Here is a 19,434-nt window from a genome sequence, read left to right as displayed (position 1 = left end):
GCGCGTGCAACGATTGATTCGGTCAGTTGCTGATCAGTGTCACCAACTGGTCGAATCGGCTGTTGGCCACCCATCCCAGCAGTCCCAGGATGACAGCGGTGGCACCCGCCGAATACGCCAGACGATGTTTTATCGTGCGCACGTCGTTGAGCACTTCGTCCATGTCGCGGCGCATGTATTTGAAGTGGGTTTCCAGCTCGCTGACACGGGGTTCCATATCAAACTCTCCAGTGGTCTTGGCGCTGTTACAGAAGTCTGGTTTTTTACTCGCACGGCTTTCGGCGAGCGCGGCGACCGGGCTCACCGGTGCCTTGGTTTCATGGTTGTGCATGGAAGTACTCGCTGATCGTATCAACTGTACGCTTGCTGGTTTTTCCATTGCGCGATTCATGAGAATAAATCGGGGGGTATCCGTTCATTACCGGCACATCCTTGTGTTATTGGGTTGAAGGTTGATGCTGCCGGCACACGGTGACCCATGGGGCGGGCGCGGTCAATTAAGCCGATTCCTCTTGTTTCGTAAGAAAAAATACCGCTGTGTAGGACGCCAGCTGTTGGAAGAGGAATTAATTGCCATTCCAGTGGCTTTTTCGAGGCGCGCAGTGGTCAAGATGTTTCAACCGATTCAATTCTTGGAGTGACGTTATGAGTGAACGCCGGGCACTGCTGATCCTGCATGGCAAACAGGCACTCAACGAGGATGTCCGCGCTGCCGTCGAAGCCAGGCGCGAGCAAGGCTGGGAGCTTGCGGTGCGAGTGACCTGGGAAGCCGGCGACGCCCAGCGTCTGGTGGAAGAAGCGCTGGCAGCGGGTTACACGAAAATCATCGCTGGCGGTGGCGATGGCACCTTGCGTGATATCGCCGAAGCGCTGGCTCAACACTCGAAGAAAGCCAGCCTCGTCTTGCTCCCGCTGGGGACCGCCAACGATTTTTCCCGTGCCGCCGGTATTTCCCTGGAGCCTGCCGAAGCTCTTGAGCTACTGGATGTTCAGCCCTCGGATATCGATCTGGGCGAAGTAGGCGGGCAGATTTTCCTGAACATGGCGACCGGCGGATTCGGCAGTCAGGTCACCGCCAACACTTCAGAAGACCTGAAAAAGGTCCTGGGCGGTGCCGCTTATCTGTTTACCGGCCTGACCCGGTTCAGCGAGCTGCATGCCGCTTATGGCGAATTGCAGGGGCCGGATTTTCATTGGCAGGGTGATCTGCTGGCACTGGGCATCGGCAACGGGCGGCAGGCGGGTGGCGGCCATGTGCTGTGCCCCGAGGCGCGGGTCGACGATGGTCTGCTCGACATCAGTATTTTGCCGGCACCGCAGGAGCTGGTCGGGACGCTGAAGAATCTGCTGAGCGAGGGCTTCGGCCTCGACAACATGTTCGTGCGGGCGCGGTTGCCGTGGGTCGAGATCAAGGTCGCCGAAGGGCTGAGTATCAATCTCGATGGCGAGCCACTGGAGGGCGACAGTCTGCGTTTCGTGGCGAAACCTGCAGCGTTGCAGGTGCATCTGCCGAAAGACTCGCCGTTATTGGGCACCCAAGCGTCAATCAGTCATCCAGGCTGATGATCTGTTCACGCACGGCGAACAGCACCAGACCCGCCACGTCGTAAATCTGCAGGCGCTTCATGATCTGCGCGCGGTGGGTTTCAACGGTCTTCACGCTCAAGCCCAGGCCGTTGGCGATTTCCCGCGTTGATTTGCCGCGCACGATGAGCCGCAGGATTTCCAGCTGGCGCGCCGTCAGGTTGTGCGAATCGGCGATGTCCGGCTGGCTTTTCTGGTTACGGGTCAAGGCCTGATTGATCACCGTATGAGCAATGGCCGGGCTGAGGTAGCGCTCGTTGTTGCGCAGGGCCTCCAGCGCATGCTCGAGCTCGGTTGCGGTGGTGTCCTTGAGCAGGTAGCCATGGGCACCGGATTCCAGCGCCTGCATGATCAGCGCCGGATCGGTGTGCATCGACAGGATCAGAACCTTGCTCTGCGGGCGCACGCGCTTGAGGCGTTGCAGCGCTTCGAGACCGCCGGTTTCTCTCATCGAGATATCCAGCAATACGATGTCCGGGCTCAGCTGCTCGACCATCTCGAGCAATTGCGAGCCATCACTGGCCTCGCCGATTACTGCGTAACCGGGAATATCCAGTACCAGAGCGCGCACGCCGGCTCTGATCAGCGAGTGGTCATCCACCAGAAGTAAGTTACAAGTCAACGCATAACCTTATTCGTACTGGCCCTTTCGAGCGCACGCGGCGCCCAGGGGAAAAGTGCTTCGATTCTTGTGCCTTTGCCCGGCTCGCTGGTAACGCTCAATGTACCGCCCAACTGTTCGATGCGCTCGGCCATTCCGGCCATGCCGCGCTGGCCTTCCCTGGCCGGGTCGGCCGCCGGGGCGAAACCCAGACCGTCATCGCTGATCAGCAGAGTCAGACCTTGCGGCAGACGCTGCACTCGAATCAACAGGTTTTTTGCCTGTGCGTGGCGCAGGATGTTGGTCACCGCTTCCTGAGCGATGCGAAACGCCGCGACGGCCATTTCTTCGGGGATGCCGTTGAGCCGTTGTTGGCAGTCGAGACTCCAGTTGACTGGCGTGTTGGCCAGCGTCTTGAGCAAATGCGCACGCAGGCTGGCTTCAAGGCCCAGGCTGGTCAACTGACGCGGATTGAGAATGGCCGAGACGTCACGCACCTTGGTCAGTGTTTCATCCAGTGTGTCGCAGAGTACCTTGCATTGTTCCTGCAGATCTTCCGGCAGACGGCGCTTGAGCCAGTCACTTTGCAGCTTGGCGGCGGTCAGCAACTGGCCGATATCGTCGTGCAATTCACGGCTGAGTCTATGACGCTCGTTTTCCTGGACTTGCAGCAGACGGTCAGCCAGCTCCTGCGGCTGGAACTTGATCGACTTGCGCGACAAGCGATATTGCACCCAGACGCAGGCGGTGGCGGCGAGGTCCAGTGCCAGCAATCCCAAGGGAATGCGCGCGGAGACAACATAGGCCAGCAGACTGCCGAGAGTCGCCAGAACACACAGCACAAGTGTGAAGCGCCGAGCGTTTTCCCGGGAGGGTGGCCATGTAATGAGTGACTTGAGACTGGCGTACATAACGGATGGAGCCAATGGATGTTCGCTGCGGGTAGACCGACCGGTGACTGGCGGATCTCTGTGTGGAAATACTGTCAATTATGTTAGTGATTCCAACTGCATTCATTAAGCAATCATTTGACTCGCAATAACATTGCTGATGAAACGCTGGAGTCAGTGTGCCGCTAAACGGCAGGCAATTAACCGGCGGCATAATACCACTTAACATACCGTTGGTCGCGGTTGCTATATATGCCTGTTCGGTCAGGAAATAGCGGATGGTGGACGCAAGTTCCATATTGGAAAAAGTTGGAATTGTTGTATTTTGGACGACTTCGATTTGCCTGGAAGTGTCGCTGGGAGCACACAGGGAAAACCCTGATGGCGGTACCTGAAAATCAACCGTCGGTCGGGCTGATTATTTGTCCCGGATTGTCGCTCGCAGGTACGGACTATTCAATTACGACAGTATCGCGGCTTGCGTCATCAAGCCTGGCGCGCCACCAGGGTCGAAGAGAGCAAACGTTTGCTCGGCATCTTTGCCTCGAATGTGTCCTGACCCATTTGCGCCGCGAAAGCTTCGAGCAGGGCTGCCTGCTCACTGCCATCGAGGCTCAGTTGCCCGGTTTTATGATCGACCAGCTCAAGCTGCCAGGCCATCAGGGTGAAACAGTCTCGCAGGGCATCAAGAGCCTGTTCGTGCAGATCGACCCGATCCTGAGTCAGATTCAGCAGGCTGTAGATGTGCAGGGAAAATTCCGAGATTGCTTCCAGAGCCAGCGCTTCGGCGCGGCCAGCCAACTTCAGCAGACTGCCGAGCATGCAGTCGATGGCATCCTTGTCATTGCTGATCAGTTGCAGGTGGCTCAGGCATTCTTCGGATTTGGCGAGAAGCGTTTCCGCCTCGACCAGAAATTCGGGGAAGCGTTGCGCCCAGTCTTTACGGTCGATTGGCATGTTCATCTCCACCACGTCGTGTTGGTTGACGGATGGCCGTGTGTGGCGACGATGGTGAATCGTCGGCAGATCGCGCCCGGCGGTGCAGGTGCACGGACCGAGGGGTTCCAGAGGGTGGGTTGCCACTGAATTGCGATCGCACACAATAGCCTGACTCCGTTCATGCAATGAGAATGGCGTCACAGTAATGGCTATTGGAAAGGGCGAATATCAGGTTGGGCCTGATTGATCCTAGGGGAATCCCTTAGGCGCGGGAACCTAACGTGCAAACCGAGGTCGCTCCGCAATGAATCTAGCAGATGAAATCACGAATGCCAGTAAAGCATGATGTCAGTCTGACATCAATGGCCGTTTGTGGCATTTTTTGCGGCGCGGTTTACAGCAATCAAGATTAGCTGAATGCAGCCGATAAACCCCCATAGTGAATTCATCAGAACAAGCCCAGGAGTCATTGATGGCCGGCATTCTCGACACGGTAGACCAACGCACGCAACTGGTGGGTGAGAATCGCCTGGAAATCCTCATGTTTCGCCTGGCCGGACGCCAATTGTTCGCGATCAACGTGTTCAAGGTTCAGGAAGTGCTGCAACTGCCGAAGCTGACCCTGATGCCGCAGCGTCATCCCTTTGTCTGCGGCGTGGTCAATCTGCGCGGCCAGACATTGCCGGTGATCGACCTGTCCCAGGCGATCGGCATGCGTCCACTGGTGCCGGGCCCGAACAGCACGATCATCGTCACCGAATACAACCGTTCGGTGCAGGCCTTCCTCGTCGGCGGTGTCGACCGCATCGTCAACATGAACTGGGAAGCCATTCTGCCGCCGCCGACCAGTGCTGGCCGTCAGCATTATCTGACCGCGATCAGCAAGGTCGACGATCAACTGGTCGAGATCATCGACGTCGAAAAAGTCCTCGCTGAAATCGTCCCGTACAACGCCAAGGTCTCGCGCGAGAAACTCGACGATCCGGTACTGGAGCGCGCCCGTGGTCGCGAAGTGTTGCTGGTGGACGATTCCAACGTGGCGCTTTCGCAATTGCGCGATACCCTCGGCCAGCTCGGGGTGAAAATGCACATCGCCAGCGACGGTCTGAAAGCCTTGAACATGCTCAAGGCCTGGGCTGATACCGGCGTGCACATTACCGACAAACTGCTGATGATCTTCACCGACGCCGAAATGCCGGAAATGGACGGCTATCGCCTGACCACCGAAATCCGTAATGACCCGCGTCTGCGTGGCTTGTACGTCGTGCTGCACACCTCGCTGTCTGGCAGTTTCAACGACTCGATGGTGAAAAAGGTCGGCTGCGACAACTTCCTCTCCAAATTCCAGCCGGACAAACTGGTCGACGTGGTGCGCCAGCGTCTGATGCTCGACGCTGTGCCAGCCTGATCACACACCCATCTTGCTTCCTGTGGGAGCGAGCCTGCTCGCGAAAGCGCAGGGTCGGACACATTGATGGTGAATGTGCCGGCCTCTTCGCGAGCAGGCTCGCTCCCACAGAAGTGTATTCACATTAATGACGGCTTTGATTCGGCATTGAAGCTCGTATAGGGTGGCGTTTTTCCATCAGGGAGCTGGCCATGCTGCGTCTGAGCGCGCTTTATCGTTACCCGTTGAAATCCGGCAAGGGCGAAATCCTGCAAAGCATCGAGCTGGACAAGCTGGGCCTGGCGGGCGATCGACGCTGGATGCTGGTGGACGAGGCCAGCGGACGCTTTCTGACCCAGCGTGCCGAAGCGAAAATGAGTCAGTTGTCGGCATTGTGGAATGCCAGCGGCGGTCTGACCCTGAGCGCTCCAGACCAGGGCTCCATCGAAGTCCCATTGCCTGCGCCCGACGCCGAGCTGCGCGGGGTGACGATCTGGCGTGACACCCTGCGTGTGCCGGACGCCGGTGACCAAGCCGCGCGATTTGTCAGCGACTTCCTCGGCAAACCGACGCGTCTGGTGCACATGCCACCGGAGCGGGCGCGCACCACGCAGTCGGGATTCGGCAAGGACGACGATCAAGTGGCGTTCGCCGACGGTTATCCGCTGCTGCTGATCGGCGAAGCCTCGCGGCTGGCTCTTGCGGAAACAGTCGGACGACCGCTGGAGATGCTGCGTTTCCGCCCGAACCTGGTCATCGAAGGCAGCGCGCCTTACGCCGAGGACAACTGGAAGCGTATTCGCATCGGCGATATCGAATTGCGCGTGGTCAAGCCGTGCGCGCGCTGCATCATGACCACCGTCGACCCGCAAACCGGTGAGCGCAGCGCCGATCGCGAACCGTTCGCGACGCTGCAGAAACACCGCAGCACTGCCGACGGCGCGATGTTCGGGCAGAATCTGGTCAATGACGGCAACGGCCGCCTGGAAGTCGGCATGCCGGTGGAAATTCTCGAATAGGTTGTCGCTGCAACGAAAAATGCCCGGGTCTTTTGGACGCGGGCATTTTTTTGCGCTGTGAAACCGGCGGGATCAGCCGCGGTATTCGCACAGGTAAGCGGTATCGACGGCGACTTTCAGCTGGAACTTGCTGTTGGCCGGAACGTTGAACTGACTGCCGGCGGCGAAGGTTTCCCAGTCGCTGCTGTCTGGCAGTTTTACGCTCAGCGCGCCGGAAACCACGTGCATGATTTCCCGCTGGCTGGTGCCGAATTCGTATTCGCCCGGGGCCATGACGCCAATGGTCGCCGGACCTTCAGCGGTGCCAAAGGCGATCGACTTGACGGTGCCGTCGAAGTACTCGTTGACTTTAAACATGGGCGGATTCCTCGAAAAGGGCTTAAAAGGGGGCGGCCAGTATGCACAAGGCTTTTCGCGGCGTCACGCGCCTAAAGCGGCAGAACCAATGGCAACAACCGAGCGGTGTTGCGTGCATCTTCGAGCGCTCGATGTTGCTGTCCGGAAAACTGCATGCCCGCCAGTTGCAGCGCGCCGTTGAGCCCCAGCGGTCGCTCCAGGCGCCGAGCCTTGGCGAAGCGTTGTTTGAGGTTCATGTGCGGCACTTTGCTCAGGCCACTGTCGATGTTCAGGCGCTGCCATTCCTGCAGCAATTGCTGGCGGTCGTAACCGCCCCAACTGGCCCAGCCTTCTAGGCGAGCCTGATGTTGCGCCAGCCAGCGCTCGAAGGCCGGCCAGACTTCGCTCAGCGGTTGCGCCGAATCGATATTGGCCTGGGTGATGTGCGTCAGCTCTCGACAGAACGGCGTCAGCAATGGACGGCGGGTCGGTTTGACGAAGCGCTGGAAGTGATCCTGCTCGCGCCCGGCACGGTCGACCAGCGTCGCACCGATCTCGATAATTTCCATTTCCGTGACCGGCCAGCCACCCTCGTCTGTGGTGGCTTCCAGATCTATGACCAGCCAATGGGGCATCGCAGGGTTCCTGATTTCCGCGTTCTGATTTATCAGAGCGTAGTCAAACCCCGCGCTTGTGCCCGGGCGACTGCTCGACCTGCAACAGAACCTGACGATTTTTTACCTGATCGCCGACCTTCACTTGCACCCGCTTGAGCACGCCATCGATGCCCGCTTTCAGCGGATGCTCCATTTTCATTGCCTCCAGCACAACCAGCAACTGACCTTTGCTGACCGTACTGCCTTCACTGACCAGCACGTCGACTATGGCGCCGTCCATCGGTGCTTTCAGGGTGCCGGAGGCGACGCTGGTCTGACTGCCGATCAGCGCATGAGTTCGATCCTCCAGGCGCAGACTGCCTGGGTGGGTGAACAACCACAGCTGCCCATCGTGCAGGCGATAGGCATGGCTCTGGCGCAGTCCGTCGATTTCCAGGCTCACCAATTGCGCAGTGTGCTCAATGATTTTAACGGTCAATGTGCGTTCACCTGTCTGCACCACAACGTTGCCCGATTTATGCGCGAGCACCGACAGCGTCCAGTCCCGCTCCTCACTGCCGAGGCGATAGTGCAGAGGCACACTGGCGTTGTTGCGCCAACCGTTCAGCGGCGGGCGATGGGGCAGGGCGCTGGCCTGATAGAACAACACCACGGCAATCGCCAGTTGCTCCGTCGTCGGCACATGAATGTTGAGGCTGGCGTGGCTGGAAAAGTGCTGCTGGATGAAAGCGGTGCTGAAGTCGCCACTGATGAACTGCGGATGTTGCAGCAGGCCTTCGAGCAAACGTTGATTGCTCTGCACCCCGAGCAGCACGGTGTCCTGCACCGCACGCAACAGCTTGCGCCGCGCCTCTTCCCGAGTGGCGCCGTGGGCGATCAGTTTGCCCAGCATCGGATCGTAGAACGGGCTGACCGACTGACCTTCAAGCAGACCGTGATCGATGCGCGCGCCGTGCCCCAGCGCTGGCTGCCATGCGGCAATCCGGCCGGTTTGCGGGAGAAAGTCCGCGGCGGGATCTTCAGCGTAGAGGCGCACTTCCATGGCGTGACCGTCGAGATGGATCTGTTCCTGCGTCAGCGGTAGCGGCTGGCCTTCGGCAACCAGTAACTGCCAGGCGACCAGATCCAGCCCGGTGATCAATTCCGTCACCGGGTGTTCGACCTGCAGGCGCGTGTTCATCTCCAGAAAGTAGAACTGTCCGCGCGCGTCGAGCAGGAACTCCACGGTGCCGGCGCCGACGTAATCCACCGCACGCCCGGCCTTGAGCGCCGCCTCGCCCATGGCCTGGCGCAGCTCGGCGGTCATTACCGGGCACGGCGCTTCTTCGATGACTTTCTGATGGCGGCGCTGGATCGAGCAATCGCGTTCGCCGAGGTAGACCAGATTGCCATGCTGGTCGCCGAACAGTTGCACTTCCACATGGCGCGGTTCGATCAGCGCCTGTTCAAGGATCAACTCGTCACTGCCGAAACCGTTCAGCGCTTCGGAGCGGGCGGTGCGCAGTTGTGCCGGCAGGTCGCTGGCGTCGTGGACCAGGCGCATGCCGCGTCCACCACCACCGGCGCTGGCCTTGATCATCAGCGGATAACCGATGCGCTCAGCCTCGGCCAGCAGGGTCGCGTCGTCCTGCGCTGCACCCTGGTAGCCGGCGATGCATGGAACCCCGGCATCAAGCATGGCGATCTTCGACAGGCGTTTGCTGCCCATCAGTTCGATCGCGTCGGCGCTGGGGCCGATGAAGATCAGCCCGGCTTCGGCGCAGGCGCGGGCGAAATCCGCGTTTTCCGAGAGGAAGCCGTAGCCTGGGTGAATCGCATCGGCGCCGCTGCGTCGGGCGGCTTCGACGATCGCCGGAATGTTGAGGTAGGACTGCTGCACCGGCGCCGGGCCGATATGCACCGCCTGATCCGCCATTTGCACGTGCAGCGCATCGGCGTCGGCGTCGCTGAACACCGCGACGGTGCGATAGCCCAGCGCCTGGGCCGTGCGCTGGATGCGGCAGGCGATTTCACCGCGGTTGGCGATCAGGATTTTGTGAATGGCTGGCATGGTGGGGTTCCTGAAATGATGGCGGTGAATGTGATGGCCTCATCGCGAGCAGGCTCGCTCCCACATTTGCAATGCATTTCGACCCGGGATTTGTGGATGGCGGGCATGGTGGGGTTTCCTGAGGTTTTTGCGGTGGGTTGGATGGCCTCATCGCGAGCAGGCTCGCTCCCACGTTTGCAATGCAATTTCGACCTGTGGGAGCGAGCCTGCTCGCGAAGCTTTTAGTTGACCCACCGCGGTTTGCGCTTTTGCACAAAAGCCATAGTCCCCTCGATCCCTTCGTCTCCAGTCACCGCCGCGCTGAACCACTGCGCCGCGTCGTCCAGCAATTCATTCGACGGCTGCCCGGCACTCGCCAACAGCAATTTCTTGGTCATCGCATTCGCTTGCGGGGCGCAGCGCAGCACCTGTTGCAACACTTCATCCAGCCGTTCGGCCAGTGCTTGCGCATCCTGTTCAACGAAGTGCACCAGGCCCAACCGCTGCGCCTCGGCGCCATCGAAACGCGCCGCCGTCAGGGCGAGTCGGCGGGTTTCGGTCAGGCCGATCCGTTGCACCACAAACGGCGCGATTTGCGCCGGGATCAGGCCGAGGCTGGTTTCCGGCAACCCGAACTGCGCCTTGTGATCGGCCAAAGCGATATCGCTGACACAGGCCAGACCGAATCCACCGCCGAGCACCGCGCCTTGCAACACGCAAATCAGCACTTGCGGCGTGTGCTGGGATTCCTCCAGCAACGCACCGAACGCCCGGTTCAACTCACGGTAAGCCTCCGCGCCTTGAGCCCGGGCGTTGGCCATGTCCTTGATGTCGCCACCGGCGCAGAAATGCCCGCCGGCACCGCTGAGCACCAAGGCCCGCACCGCACGGTCATCGCCTATCGCCGCGAGCACCGCGCGCAGTTCGGCGACCATTTGCAGGCTCATCGCGTTGCGGCTGTCCGCGCGGTTAAGGGTGATGTGCAGCACGCCGCCATGCAGTTCCAGCAACAGTGTCTGGCAATCGGGCAGGCTGCTCATTTCTTCTTCCCCGGCAGGATGCCCATCAATTTGCAGATGATGCCCAGCATGATTTCGTCAGCGCCGCCGCCAATCGACACCAGGCGCACATCGCGATAGGCGCGGGCCACCGGGTTGTCCCACATGAAGCCCATACCGCCCCAGTATTGCAGGCAGCTGTCACTGACTTCACGGCCGAGACGGCCGGCCTTGAGCTTGGCCATCGACGCCAGTCGCGTGACATCCTGACCTTTGATGTACTGCTCGGTGGCCTGATAGACCAGCGCGCGCAGGCATTCGATTTCGGTCTGCAGTTCGGCGAGGCGGAAGTGGATGACCTGGTTGTCGATCAGCGCGTTGCCGAAGGTCTTGCGCTCCTTGCAGTACTCGATGGTGCTGTCGATGCAATATTCCAGGCCCTTGATCATGTTCGCCGCGCCGAACAGGCGTTCTTCCTGGAACTGCAGCATCTGCATCATGAACCCCGCGCCTTCATGGCCGATGCGGTTGCGCTGCGGCACGCGCACGTTATCGAAGAACACCTGGGCGGTTTCCGAGCTGCGCATGCCGAGTTTGTCCAGGTGCGAGCTGAGGCTGATGCCCGGCGTGTTCATCGGCACCATGATCAGCGACTTGTTGATGTGCGGCTTGTCGTCCGAGGTGTTGGCCAGCAGGCAGATGAAATCGGCGCTCGGCGAGTTGGTGATCCACATTTTGCTGCCGTTGATCACGTAGTCATCGCCGTCCTTGCGCGCCGTGGTCTTCAGCCCGGCGACATCGGAGCCGGCGCCGACTTCGGAAACGCCGATGCAACCCACTTGTTCGCCACTGATGGCCGGGCGGAGGAATTCTTCGCGCAGTTCATCGGAACCGAAGCGCGCCAGCGCCGGGGTGCACATGTCGGTCTGCACGCCGATCGACATCGGAATCCCGCCGCAATGAATGGTGCCGAACTCTTCGGCGGCGACAATCGAGTAGCTGTAATCGAGGCCCATGCCGCCGAATTTTTCCGGCTTGGAAATGCCCAACAAGCCCAGCTCGCCAGCCTTGCGGAAAATATCGTGGATGGGAAAGCGCCCGGCCTTCTCCCATTCTTCGACGTGCGGATTGATCTCGTGCGCGACGAACTGGCGGACGGTGCGGCGCAGGGCTTCGTGTTCCGGGGTGAAGATCATTGTTGTTGTTCTCCGTAGGATCCGTAGCGGTCAGAAGCGGCTGACGCCGAAGCTGTTGGGTTGCAGCGTACGCCTGTCGGCTTCGTGGCAGATATCCAGCAAGTAGCCGAGCAGGGTGCGGGTGTCGCGCGGGTCGATCAGGCCGTCGTCCCACAGGTTGGCGCTGCCGTACAGGGCGGTGGATTGGCTGTCGAGTTTCTGCGCGGTCATCTGTTCGAGCATGTCGAGCATTTTCGGATCGGGCTCGATGCCGTCCTTGAGCTGTTTGGCCTCGGTGACGATGCGTAAAACCTTGCCGGCCTGCGCACCGCCCATGACTGCGGTGCGACTGTTGGGCCAGGCGAAGATGAAGCGCGGATCGAGACCGCGCCCGCACATCGCGTAGTTGCCGGCACCGTAGGAACCGCCGACGACGATGGTCAGTTTCGCCACCCGCGCGTTGGCCACCGCTTGAACCAGTTTCGAGCCGTGTTTGATCACCCCTTGCTGTTCCGATTCGGTGCCGACCATGAAACCCGTGGTGTTGTGAAAAAACAGCAGCGGCGTCTGGCTCTGATCGCACAACTGGATGAACTGCGCCGCCTTGCTCGCGCCTTGCGGGGTGATCGGGCCGTTGTTGCCGATGAAGCCGCAGGCGCGGCCCTGGATTTTCAGTTGGCCGCAGATGGTTTGTTGATCGAACTCGCCCTTGAACTCGAGAAAGTCCGACTCATCGGCGATCCGCGCGATGATTTCGCGCACGTCGTAGGGCTTTTTCGCATCGTCCGGGATCAACCCGAGCAGCTCATCGATAGGGTAGAGCGGTTCCTTGTATTGCGGCTCCGGCAGCCACGGCAACTGCTCGTTCCATGGCAGCATGCGCATGATCTCGCGGACCTGGCGTATGCCGTCGGCGTCGTTTTCAGCCAGATATTCAGCGGTGCCGGCGACCTGCGCGTGCATTTCGGCGCCACCGAGTTCTTCATCGGTGGCGACTTCGCCGGTGGCGGCTTTGAGCAGCGGCGGGCCGGCGAGGAACAGCTTGGCCTTGCCGCGCACCACCACCACGTAATCCGACAACCCCGGTTGATAGGCACCGCCCGCCGTGGCCGAGCCGTGCACCACGGTGATCTGCGGCAAACCCATTGCCGACATGCGCGCCTGATTGGCGAAGCTGCGCGCGCCTTCGACAAAAATCTCCGCCGCGTAGTTGAGATTGGCACCGCCGCTTTCGGCGAGGGTGATCATCGGCAGTTTGTTTTCCCGGGCGATCTGTTGCAGGCGCAGGGATTTTTTCAGGCCGCTCGGCGAGATCGTGCCGCCCTTGATCGCGCTGTTGTTGGCGACCACCATCGCACGGATGCCGCAGACGTAACCGATGCCGGCAATCAGCCCGCCACCGGCCGAACTGCCGTCCTTGTCGTCGTGCAACTTGTAGCCGGCGAGGCTGGCCAGTTCGAGGAACGGCGCGCCGGGGTCGAGCAACAGGTTCAGGCGCTCGCGGGGCAACAGTTGCCCGCGTTTGCTGAATTTGTCCTGGGCTTCGGCGGCTTTGTTCAGCAGGTTCTGTTCCAGTTGCTGGACATGTTCGATGGCCGCGAGCATGGCCGCGCGGTTGCGCGCGAACGCTTCGCTGTGCGGATCGAGTTGCGACTGAATCTGCGCCATGGCTTATTCCTTGTCCTTGAGCACGTCAGGTAGATAGGCGCGGTGGAAACCATTGAACGATTCGCTGTGGCTGACCTTGTGCAGCGGCCAGGCGCGACTGCCGAGGCTGGCGGCGCCATCGATTTTCACCGTGGTGCCGCTGATGAATGCCGCCGCCGGGCTGAGCAGAAACACGATCGCCGCACTGACTTCCGACTCGGTGCCGATGCGCTTGAGCGGCACATGTTCGCGCAAGGTCGGGATCACTGCTTTGAAGGCGCCTTCGTAAGTGTCCATGCCGCTGGAGGCAATCCAGCCCGGTGCCACGGCGTTGACCCGCACCCCGGCATAGCCCCACTCGAACGCGGCAGTCTTGGTGAAGTTGTCCATGCCCGAACGCGCGGCGCCCGAGTGGCCCATGCCGGGCATGCCGCCCCACATGTCGGCGAGCATGTTGACGATGCTGCCGCCGTGCTTGCTCATCGACTGGTTGAACACCTCGCGGGCCATCAGAAAACCGCCGACCAGATTGGTCCGCAACACGGTTTCAAAACCCTTCTGATTGATCGACGCCAGCGGCGACGGGTATTGGCCGCCGGCATTGTTGACCAGACCGTGGATCGGCCCGTGTTCGGCAATCAGCTCCTTGACCAGTTGCTTGACCGCTTCTTCATCGCGGATATCGCAAGCCTTCCAGTACGCGCGGCCGCCGTCCTCGGCGATTTCGGCGGCGACCTTTTCGAGTTTTTCCGGCTTGCGCCCGACCAGCAGCACATTGGCGCCGAGCGCCGCCAGTTCATGGGCGGTGCAGCGACCGATGCCGCTGCCGCCACCGGTGACAATCAGGTTCTGGCCGCTGAACAGATCAGCGCGAAAAATCGACGCGTAAGCCATGCACACCATCCTCTAGTCGAGCTGTTCGGCGATGCTCTGCGGCACCGGAATCTGGATTTCCAATAGTTGCTGGGCGAAGGCTTTGCCCTGCGGGTCGATGCGCAGACTGGCGACACCGCCACCGCCGAGGGCGTTTTCCAAGAGAAAGTTGAGGCTGTGGGTGCCGGGCAGATACCAGCGTTCGACGCGGCCAAGCAGCGGATCGAGGACGTGGCGCATCCAGTCGACCACCACCGAAGTTGTCAGCGCTTCGGCGATCCACGGCAGGTAATCGGGATGGCGCGGCATCACGCCGATGTTGCTGTGATTGCCCTTGTCGCCGGAGCGCGCCACCGCCAGTTTCACCAGCGGCACACTGGCATCGGCGCGGCCCTGGGGTTTGGGCGGTTGCTCGGCGATCGGCAGATCTGCACTGTCGAAAGTCACCCGATCGGGGAGGGCACACGGATGGCGCTTGCCAGCCATGTCGACTTGCAGGGTGCAGGCGCTTTTATCGATGAGGAACGAAAACAGGCGGATGACTGGATACACGGTCGGCCGACCGCCGACGATGCCGGTCAAGCCCGGCGCCATGCCGGTCGCGGCCTGGGCGATCTCTTTGGAAAACAGCACCAGCGCGCGTTTGTCGGGATGGCGCACGGCGATTTTGATCACCACTTCACGGCTGTCGCGGCGCTGACCGTGGGGGCCGTAAGTGGCCTCGCTGCCAAGCAGTTCGACATGGGTTTCGCTGTATGGCGCCCAGCCGCGCAGGCTGAACATCTCGGCGGTCTTGTCGATGATCGCCTGACTGACGCGCCGCGCCTTGTCCACCGCGTCGATGCCGGCCATCAGGCAACTGGCGGTGCAGCGAAAACCGTCCGGACAAGTGGCGCTGACCTTGTATTTGTCGGTGGGCGGCAGACCTTTGGCACCGTGCACCTGCACGACGTTTTTGCCTTGTTGCTGAAGTTTGACCTGAGTGAAATCGCAGATCACGTCGGGTAGCAGATAAGCCTGCGGATCGCCGATTTCGTAGAGCATCTGCTCGCCCACGGTCAGCGGCGTGACCAGTCCGCCGGAGCCTTCGGGTTTGCTGACGAGGAACTGGCCGTCGGCGCTGACCTCGACGATCGGAAAACCGATGTGCTCGTAATCCGGTACCTCGCGCCAATCGGTGAAATTACCGCCGGTGCACTGCGCGCCGCACTCGATGATGTGTCCGGCCAGCGCGGCCTGGGCGAGTTTGTCGTAGTCATGCCACGACCAGCCGAATTCGTGGACCAGCGCCGCGCTGACCACGGCGCTGTCGACCACCCGGCCGGTGATAACGATGTCGGCACCCAGACGCAAGGCTTCGACAATCCCCGGTGCGCCGAGGTAGGCGTTGGTCGACACGCACACGCGTGGAAGCGGGGCGCCGCTGAACATTTCGCTGATGTCGGCGGGGGTTTCGAGGTGTCCTTGCAGGTCATCACCGAGCAACACGGCAATCTTCAACTTGACCCCGGCCTGGTCGCACGCCGCTTGCAGGGCCGCCGCGCAGGCCTGCGGATTGACGCCGCCGGCATTGCTGATCACGCGGATGTTCTGTTCGGCCAGTTGCGTCAGCAGTGGCGCAAGTACGTCGATGAAATCGCCGGCGAACCCGGCCTGCGGGTCTTTAAGACGCGCAGCGGCCATCAGCGACATGGTGATCTCGGCCAGATAATCGAACACCAGATAATCCAGATTTCCGCCCGTCACCAGTTGGGCGGCAGCGGTGCAAGTGTCGCCCCAGAAAGCACTGGCGCAGCCGATACGCACGGTGGTTGGCATTTTTATCTCCGACTCAGGAACCTGCGACAGAACTGTCCGGAGGCTACCAAGCAAGCGCTTGGTTTGTAAACAGGCGAAACATTCTTCTGCCCAAGCGCTTGCTTGGTGCCCGCGCGCGGCTTAAATTGCGCGCAACCCTGCGGTTACAGGGGGCAACACACTGATCGACTGTAGGAGAGAACGGGTGGACGAGCAAAAAGCCCTGCGGGTCATGCGCGAACTGGTCGACCAAGGCCAGTTGACCGACCCGGACAGCGCCCGCGGCAAATTGCTGCAAGTGGCGGCTCACCTGTTTCGCAACAAAGGCTACGAGCGCACCACGGTGCGCGATCTGGCCAGCGCCGTGGGCATTCAGTCGGGCAGCATTTTTCATCACTTCAAAAGCAAGGATGAAATTCTCCGCGCGGTGATGGAGGAAACCATCCGCTACAACACCGCGCTCATGCGCGCAGCCCTGACCGAGGCCAGCGATGTGCGCGAGAAAGTCCTGGCGCTGATTCGTTGCGAGTTGCAATCAATCATGGGCGGCAGCGGCGAAGCGATGGCGGTGCTGGTATACGAATGGCGCTCATTGTCCGAAGACGGCCAGGCTAAAGTCCTCGCTTTGCGTGACGTTTATGAAGACATCTGGCTGCAGGTTCTGGGCGAGGCCAAGGACGCCGGCTATATTCGCGGCGACGTTTTTATTACCCGACGTTTCCTCACCGGCGCACTGTCCTGGACCACCACCTGGTTCCGTGCCGGCGGCAGTTTGAGCCTCGATCAACTCGCCGATGAAGCGCTGATTCTGGTCCTCGAAGCGCGTTGAACGGTTGTCGGACCGGCCGGGAAACTGGCTAAGTCGGCGAAACCGCCTAGCTTGAATGCATTGATCGCTATTTTTTTCGGGGAGTGGGGTGTTTTGAAGTCTTTGCCAATTCGGACAGCCGCCGGGCTGATGCTCGCTGCGCTGGCTGCGTTCTGGGTATTGCCCGTTCAGTCAGCGCAATTGGTCCGGGTCGGCGCCGCGCATTTCCCGCCCTACACGATTCGCCCGGAAAACGGCGCCGATACCGGCCTGTTGCCGCAATTGATCGAGGCGTTGAATCGCTCGCAGAGCGACTATCAATTCGTCCTGGTGCCGACCTCGATCCCGCGCCGCTTCGGTGATTTCAAGCAGGGCCGCATCGACATGGCGATCTTCGAAAACCCCGAGTGGGGCTGGAAAGACATCCCCCACGATGACGTCGACATGGGCCTGGAAGACGCCGAGATTTTCGTCGCACAACGCGAAGACGGCCGCCAGCAAAGCTATTTCTCCAGCCTGTCGGGCAAGCGTCTGGCGTTGTTCAGCGGCTATCACTATGAATTTGCCAACTTCAACGCCGACCCGAAATACCTCGCAAAAAACTACTACGCCACGCTGACCTATTCCCACGACAGCAACTTGCTGATGGTCCTGCGCGGGCGCGCCGACATCGCCCTGGTGACCCGTTCCTATCTGTTCGATTACCTGCTGCGCAACGAAAAGGTTCGCGATGCCTTGCTGCCCTCGCAGCGTACCGATCAGATCTATCACCACTACGCGATTCTGCGCACAAGTGCTCCGATCACTGGCGAAGCCTTCGGCAAGCTTCTGCAAGGGCTGCGCGACAACGGGGAATTGCTGAGGATCTTCGATCCGTACCGGATTGCGGTGGTGCCAGTGCCTCATCACTGAAGCGCTGTTTGCCTCGCGCGCTTAAATTTCCCCTCCCGGCTCACGTCACTTCGTTGAACTGTCGACGATTACGTGAGCCCGACCCATGTCCAATCTGAATGACCTGACTGCCCTGGCGTTGCCCTCGGGCAGTCAATTGATCGCTGATGCCACCGGGAGCCGCTTGAGCCTGAGCCTGGACGGTCAGCCGTTGATTCGGCTGCGCCTGGACCGCCAGGGCAAAGGCCCGATCCAGCTCGATGAACGTTTTGCCCTGCCGCCCGGGCAGGCCTTGTGGGCGGCCTGCTATTGGTTGTTCGCCCGTGACCCGGCGTGTCAGCAGCTAACCTGGCAACTCGATCAAACGCCGACCGAGGCGTTGCGTAGCGGTTTGCTGATCAACAGCGAAGTTGCCGGCGAATACCGCTGCGAGCGCACGCTGTTCTGGCAACTGCCGCAACCGTGGCTCGGCGCTTCACTGAGCAGCAGCTATCCGCAGCAAATGGTCATCAGCCAAGGCAAGCGCCATCCGCTGCGACCGGTGAAGCCGCGCGGTGAAGTCTATCGGCGTTTCGATGCGCGGCTCGGCGCGTGGATTTCCTTGCGGACGCTGGAAATCGAAGAAGATCTGTCGCGCTTCAATCGCTGGCAGAACAGTCCGCGCGTGGCGAGCTTCTGGCAGGAGGAGGGCAGCCTTGAGCAGCATCGCGAATACCTGAGCAAGCTCGATGCCGATCCGCACACGCTGACGCTGATCGGCTGTTTTGACGATCAGCCATTCGCTTATTTTGAAGCCTATTGGGCCAAGGAAGATCGCATCGCGCCGTTCTACGATGCCGGCGATTACGACCGTGGCATTCACATGCTGGTCGGCGAGGAAAGTCATCGCGGCCCGCACAAAGTGGCGAGCTGGTTATCGGCGCTGGTGCATTACCTGTTTCTCGATGACCCACGCACCCAGCGCGTGGTCGCCGAGCCGCGTGCCGATAACGCGAAGATGATCGGTCACATGCACAACCAGTGTTTCCACTGCGAAAAGGAATTCGATTTCCCGCACAAGCGCGCGGCGCTGATGATTCTGGGGCGGGAGCGGTTTTTTGATCGGTGCCAATTGGCCTGATGCGTTCGGCCTCGGACCTTCGTTGAGTCTGAGGCCGCTTTCGCGAGCAGGCTCGCTCCCACACTGGATTTGTGTCGTGAATCAAACCCTGTGGGAGCGAGCCTGCTCGCGAATGGCTTGACGCAGAATCCGGATCCTAACGCCGCCCCGCGATCACCACATCCCGCCGACTGCCCGAGACCTTGCGGCAGTGCACCAGCGCATCACGAATCATGAAGTTGACCAGGGTTGGCGATACGCCGAGTTCCTTGGCGATGTCCTTTTGCGGCACGCCGTGCAGACGGTACATCTCGAAGGCATAGCGGGTGCGGCTGGGCAGCTCGGTCAGCGCATCGGCGATGTGTTCCAGGGTCGAAAAGTTGATATGCGAGGTTTCCGGCGAAGCGCCCTGAATCACCACGTTCAAGCCTTCCTCTTCCGGGCCTGAGTATTTCTGTTCGAGCGCTTGCTTGCGGTAATGATCGATAGCGAGGTTGCGCACGATCTGGAACAGATAGCTCAGCTGAGCCTTGATCGACGACGTGATCGGCGGCGCCGATTGCAGTCGGAAAAACGCATCCTGAACCACGTCTTCGGCACGAGACCTGCAACCGGTAATGCGCGCTGCAATCTTGACCAGAATCAGTCGATTGTCGACGAATGCCTGAAGTAGCGGTGAATCGCACCTGCTTGTGGATACTTGTTCCGTCATGGAAATCACCTTGCTGCCAATAGGTTAGTGGG

Annotated in this window: 19 protein-coding genes; 6 read left to right on the top strand and 13 right to left on the bottom strand. The window is 60.6% G+C overall.

The window, feature by feature from the left end; all coding sequences use genetic code 11:
* Nucleotides 1–22: 22 nt before the first annotated feature.
* The gene (locus GXB78_RS09995; protein WP_329515269.1) at nt 23–331 is read right to left on the bottom strand and encodes a hypothetical protein; all 309 of its coding nucleotides are present in this window, start codon (nt 329–331) and stop codon (nt 23–25) included.
* Nucleotides 332–645: 314 nt separating this feature from the next.
* Between GXB78_RS09995 and yegS the strand changes: the two genes are divergently transcribed.
* Nucleotides 646–1,563: a lipid kinase YegS gene (gene yegS, locus GXB78_RS09990; RefSeq protein WP_329515268.1), complete on the top strand. Its 918-nt coding sequence runs from the start codon at nt 646–648 to the stop codon at nt 1,561–1,563.
* On the opposite strand, the gene GXB78_RS09985 is transcribed toward yegS, so the two are convergent.
* From GXB78_RS09985 to GXB78_RS09975, 3 genes are all read right to left on the bottom strand, one after another.
* A complete protein-coding gene (locus GXB78_RS09985) occupies nt 1,547–2,206 on the bottom strand; it encodes a response regulator (protein ID WP_041478445.1) in 660 nt (219 codons plus the stop codon). The genes yegS and GXB78_RS09985 overlap by 17 nt on opposite strands.
* Nucleotides 2,203–3,096, bottom strand: a complete 894-nt coding sequence (locus GXB78_RS09980) for a sensor histidine kinase (protein ID WP_329515493.1) — start codon at nt 3,094–3,096, stop codon at nt 2,203–2,205. Before GXB78_RS09980 ends, GXB78_RS09985 begins: the two co-directional genes overlap by 4 nt.
* Before the next feature lie 465 nt (nt 3,097–3,561).
* On the bottom strand, nt 3,562–4,032 hold the full coding sequence (locus GXB78_RS09975) for a hypothetical protein (protein WP_329515492.1): 471 nt from the start codon (nt 4,030–4,032) through the stop codon (nt 3,562–3,564).
* Nucleotides 4,033–4,486: 454 nt separating this feature from the next.
* Here GXB78_RS09975 and GXB78_RS09970 point away from each other — a divergent pair, with 454 nt between their 5' ends.
* Both GXB78_RS09970 and GXB78_RS09965 read left to right on the top strand, forming a co-directional pair.
* Nucleotides 4,487–5,422 (top strand): chemotaxis protein CheV, encoded by a 936-nt coding sequence (locus GXB78_RS09970; RefSeq protein WP_329515267.1) that lies wholly within the window; start codon nt 4,487–4,489, stop codon nt 5,420–5,422.
* Nucleotides 5,423–5,613: 191 nt separating this feature from the next.
* The gene (locus GXB78_RS09965) at nt 5,614–6,420 is read left to right on the top strand and encodes an MOSC domain-containing protein (protein ID WP_329515266.1); all 807 of its coding nucleotides are present in this window, start codon (nt 5,614–5,616) and stop codon (nt 6,418–6,420) included.
* 72 nt (nt 6,421–6,492) lie between these two features.
* Here the strand turns inward: GXB78_RS09965 and ppnP are convergent, their stop codons facing one another.
* The 8 genes from ppnP to GXB78_RS09925 form a co-directional block, all read right to left on the bottom strand.
* A complete protein-coding gene (ppnP, locus tag GXB78_RS09960; RefSeq protein WP_039759849.1) occupies nt 6,493–6,777 on the bottom strand; it encodes a pyrimidine/purine nucleoside phosphorylase in 285 nt (94 codons plus the stop codon).
* 71 nt (nt 6,778–6,848) lie between these two features.
* The gene (locus GXB78_RS09955; RefSeq protein WP_064361558.1) at nt 6,849–7,391 is read right to left on the bottom strand and encodes an exonuclease domain-containing protein; all 543 of its coding nucleotides are present in this window, start codon (nt 7,389–7,391) and stop codon (nt 6,849–6,851) included.
* 43 nt (nt 7,392–7,434) lie between these two features.
* Nucleotides 7,435–9,423 carry an acetyl/propionyl/methylcrotonyl-CoA carboxylase subunit alpha gene (locus GXB78_RS09950; RefSeq protein WP_329515265.1) on the bottom strand — a complete coding sequence of 663 codons (1,989 nt, stop codon included), beginning with the start codon at nt 9,421–9,423 and terminating at the stop codon, nt 7,435–7,437.
* A 221-nt stretch (nt 9,424–9,644) separates the two neighbouring features.
* Entirely contained in the window at nt 9,645–10,442 is a 798-nt protein-coding gene (locus tag GXB78_RS09945) for an enoyl-CoA hydratase/isomerase family protein (RefSeq protein WP_329515264.1), read from the bottom strand.
* Complete coding sequence (atuD, locus tag GXB78_RS09940; protein ID WP_329515263.1) at nt 10,439–11,596, bottom strand: citronellyl-CoA dehydrogenase; 1,158 nt, start codon at nt 11,594–11,596, stop codon at nt 10,439–10,441. Before atuD ends, GXB78_RS09945 begins: the two co-directional genes overlap by 4 nt.
* A gap of 30 nt (nt 11,597–11,626) precedes the next feature.
* Nucleotides 11,627–13,243 carry an acyl-CoA carboxylase subunit beta gene (locus GXB78_RS09935; RefSeq protein ID WP_329515262.1) on the bottom strand — a complete coding sequence of 539 codons (1,617 nt, stop codon included), beginning with the start codon at nt 13,241–13,243 and terminating at the stop codon, nt 11,627–11,629.
* Between the two features lie 3 nt (nt 13,244–13,246).
* Complete coding sequence (locus GXB78_RS09930) at nt 13,247–14,116, bottom strand: SDR family oxidoreductase (protein WP_329515261.1); 870 nt, start codon at nt 14,114–14,116, stop codon at nt 13,247–13,249.
* A 12-nt stretch (nt 14,117–14,128) separates the two neighbouring features.
* On the bottom strand, nt 14,129–15,913 hold the full coding sequence (locus GXB78_RS09925; protein WP_329515260.1) for an acyclic terpene utilization AtuA family protein: 1,785 nt from the start codon (nt 15,911–15,913) through the stop codon (nt 14,129–14,131).
* 184 nt (nt 15,914–16,097) lie between these two features.
* Here GXB78_RS09925 and GXB78_RS09920 point away from each other — a divergent pair, with 184 nt between their 5' ends.
* The 3 genes from GXB78_RS09920 to GXB78_RS09910 all read left to right on the top strand — a co-directional run bounded on the left by GXB78_RS09920 (nt 16,098) and on the right by GXB78_RS09910 (nt 18,711).
* Nucleotides 16,098–16,721, top strand: a complete 624-nt coding sequence (locus tag GXB78_RS09920; protein WP_329515259.1) for a TetR/AcrR family transcriptional regulator — start codon at nt 16,098–16,100, stop codon at nt 16,719–16,721.
* Nucleotides 16,722–16,814: 93 nt separating this feature from the next.
* Nucleotides 16,815–17,612 (top strand): substrate-binding periplasmic protein, encoded by a 798-nt coding sequence (locus GXB78_RS09915; RefSeq protein ID WP_329515258.1) that lies wholly within the window; start codon nt 16,815–16,817, stop codon nt 17,610–17,612.
* Between the two features lie 85 nt (nt 17,613–17,697).
* Nucleotides 17,698–18,711 (top strand): GNAT family N-acetyltransferase, encoded by a 1,014-nt coding sequence (locus GXB78_RS09910; RefSeq protein WP_329515257.1) that lies wholly within the window; start codon nt 17,698–17,700, stop codon nt 18,709–18,711.
* Between the two features lie 136 nt (nt 18,712–18,847).
* Here GXB78_RS09910 and GXB78_RS09905 read toward each other — a convergent pair whose 3' ends face one another.
* Nucleotides 18,848–19,402, bottom strand: a complete 555-nt coding sequence (locus GXB78_RS09905) for an RNA polymerase factor sigma-70 (RefSeq protein ID WP_122597088.1) — start codon at nt 19,400–19,402, stop codon at nt 18,848–18,850.
* Nucleotides 19,403–19,434 lie beyond the last annotated feature (32 nt).

The organism is Pseudomonas moraviensis subsp. stanleyae (assembly GCF_036283065.1).
In the GTDB taxonomy this organism is placed as follows: domain Bacteria; phylum Pseudomonadota; class Gammaproteobacteria; order Pseudomonadales; family Pseudomonadaceae; genus Aquipseudomonas; species Aquipseudomonas stanleyae.
Note: the sequence above shows the minus strand (reverse complement) of the source record. Positions and strands in the feature narration are given on the sequence as shown.

Bases quoted from the DNA above. Each gene is read 5' to 3' on its own strand.
- GXB78_RS09995 (WP_329515269.1), bottom strand. From the start codon at position 331: ATGCACAACCATGAAACCAAGGCACCGGTGAGCCCGGTCGCCGCGCTC.
- yegS (WP_329515268.1), top strand. From the start codon at position 646: ATGAGTGAACGCCGGGCACTGCTGATCCTGCATGGCAAACAGGCACTC.
- GXB78_RS09980 (WP_329515493.1), bottom strand. From the start codon at position 3,096: ATGTACGCCAGTCTCAAGTCACTCATTACATGGCCACCCTCCCGGGAA.
- GXB78_RS09975 (WP_329515492.1), bottom strand. From the start codon at position 4,032: ATGCCAATCGACCGTAAAGACTGGGCGCAACGCTTCCCCGAATTTCTG.
- GXB78_RS09970 (WP_329515267.1), top strand. From the start codon at position 4,487: ATGGCCGGCATTCTCGACACGGTAGACCAACGCACGCAACTGGTGGGT.
- GXB78_RS09965 (WP_329515266.1), top strand. From the start codon at position 5,614: ATGCTGCGTCTGAGCGCGCTTTATCGTTACCCGTTGAAATCCGGCAAG.
- ppnP (WP_039759849.1), bottom strand. From the start codon at position 6,777: ATGTTTAAAGTCAACGAGTACTTCGACGGCACCGTCAAGTCGATCGCC.
- GXB78_RS09955 (WP_064361558.1), bottom strand. From the start codon at position 7,391: ATGCCCCATTGGCTGGTCATAGATCTGGAAGCCACCACAGACGAGGGT.
- GXB78_RS09950 (WP_329515265.1), bottom strand. From the start codon at position 9,423: ATGCCAGCCATTCACAAAATCCTGATCGCCAACCGCGGTGAAATCGCC.
- GXB78_RS09945 (WP_329515264.1), bottom strand. From the start codon at position 10,442: ATGAGCAGCCTGCCCGATTGCCAGACACTGTTGCTGGAACTGCATGGC.
- atuD (WP_329515263.1), bottom strand. From the start codon at position 11,596: ATGATCTTCACCCCGGAACACGAAGCCCTGCGCCGCACCGTCCGCCAG.
- GXB78_RS09935 (WP_329515262.1), bottom strand. From the start codon at position 13,243: ATGGCGCAGATTCAGTCGCAACTCGATCCGCACAGCGAAGCGTTCGCG.
- GXB78_RS09930 (WP_329515261.1), bottom strand. From the start codon at position 14,116: ATGGCTTACGCGTCGATTTTTCGCGCTGATCTGTTCAGCGGCCAGAAC.
- GXB78_RS09925 (WP_329515260.1), bottom strand. From the start codon at position 15,913: ATGCCAACCACCGTGCGTATCGGCTGCGCCAGTGCTTTCTGGGGCGAC.
- GXB78_RS09910 (WP_329515257.1), top strand. From the start codon at position 17,698: ATGTCCAATCTGAATGACCTGACTGCCCTGGCGTTGCCCTCGGGCAGT.
- GXB78_RS09905 (WP_122597088.1), bottom strand. From the start codon at position 19,402: ATGACGGAACAAGTATCCACAAGCAGGTGCGATTCACCGCTACTTCAG.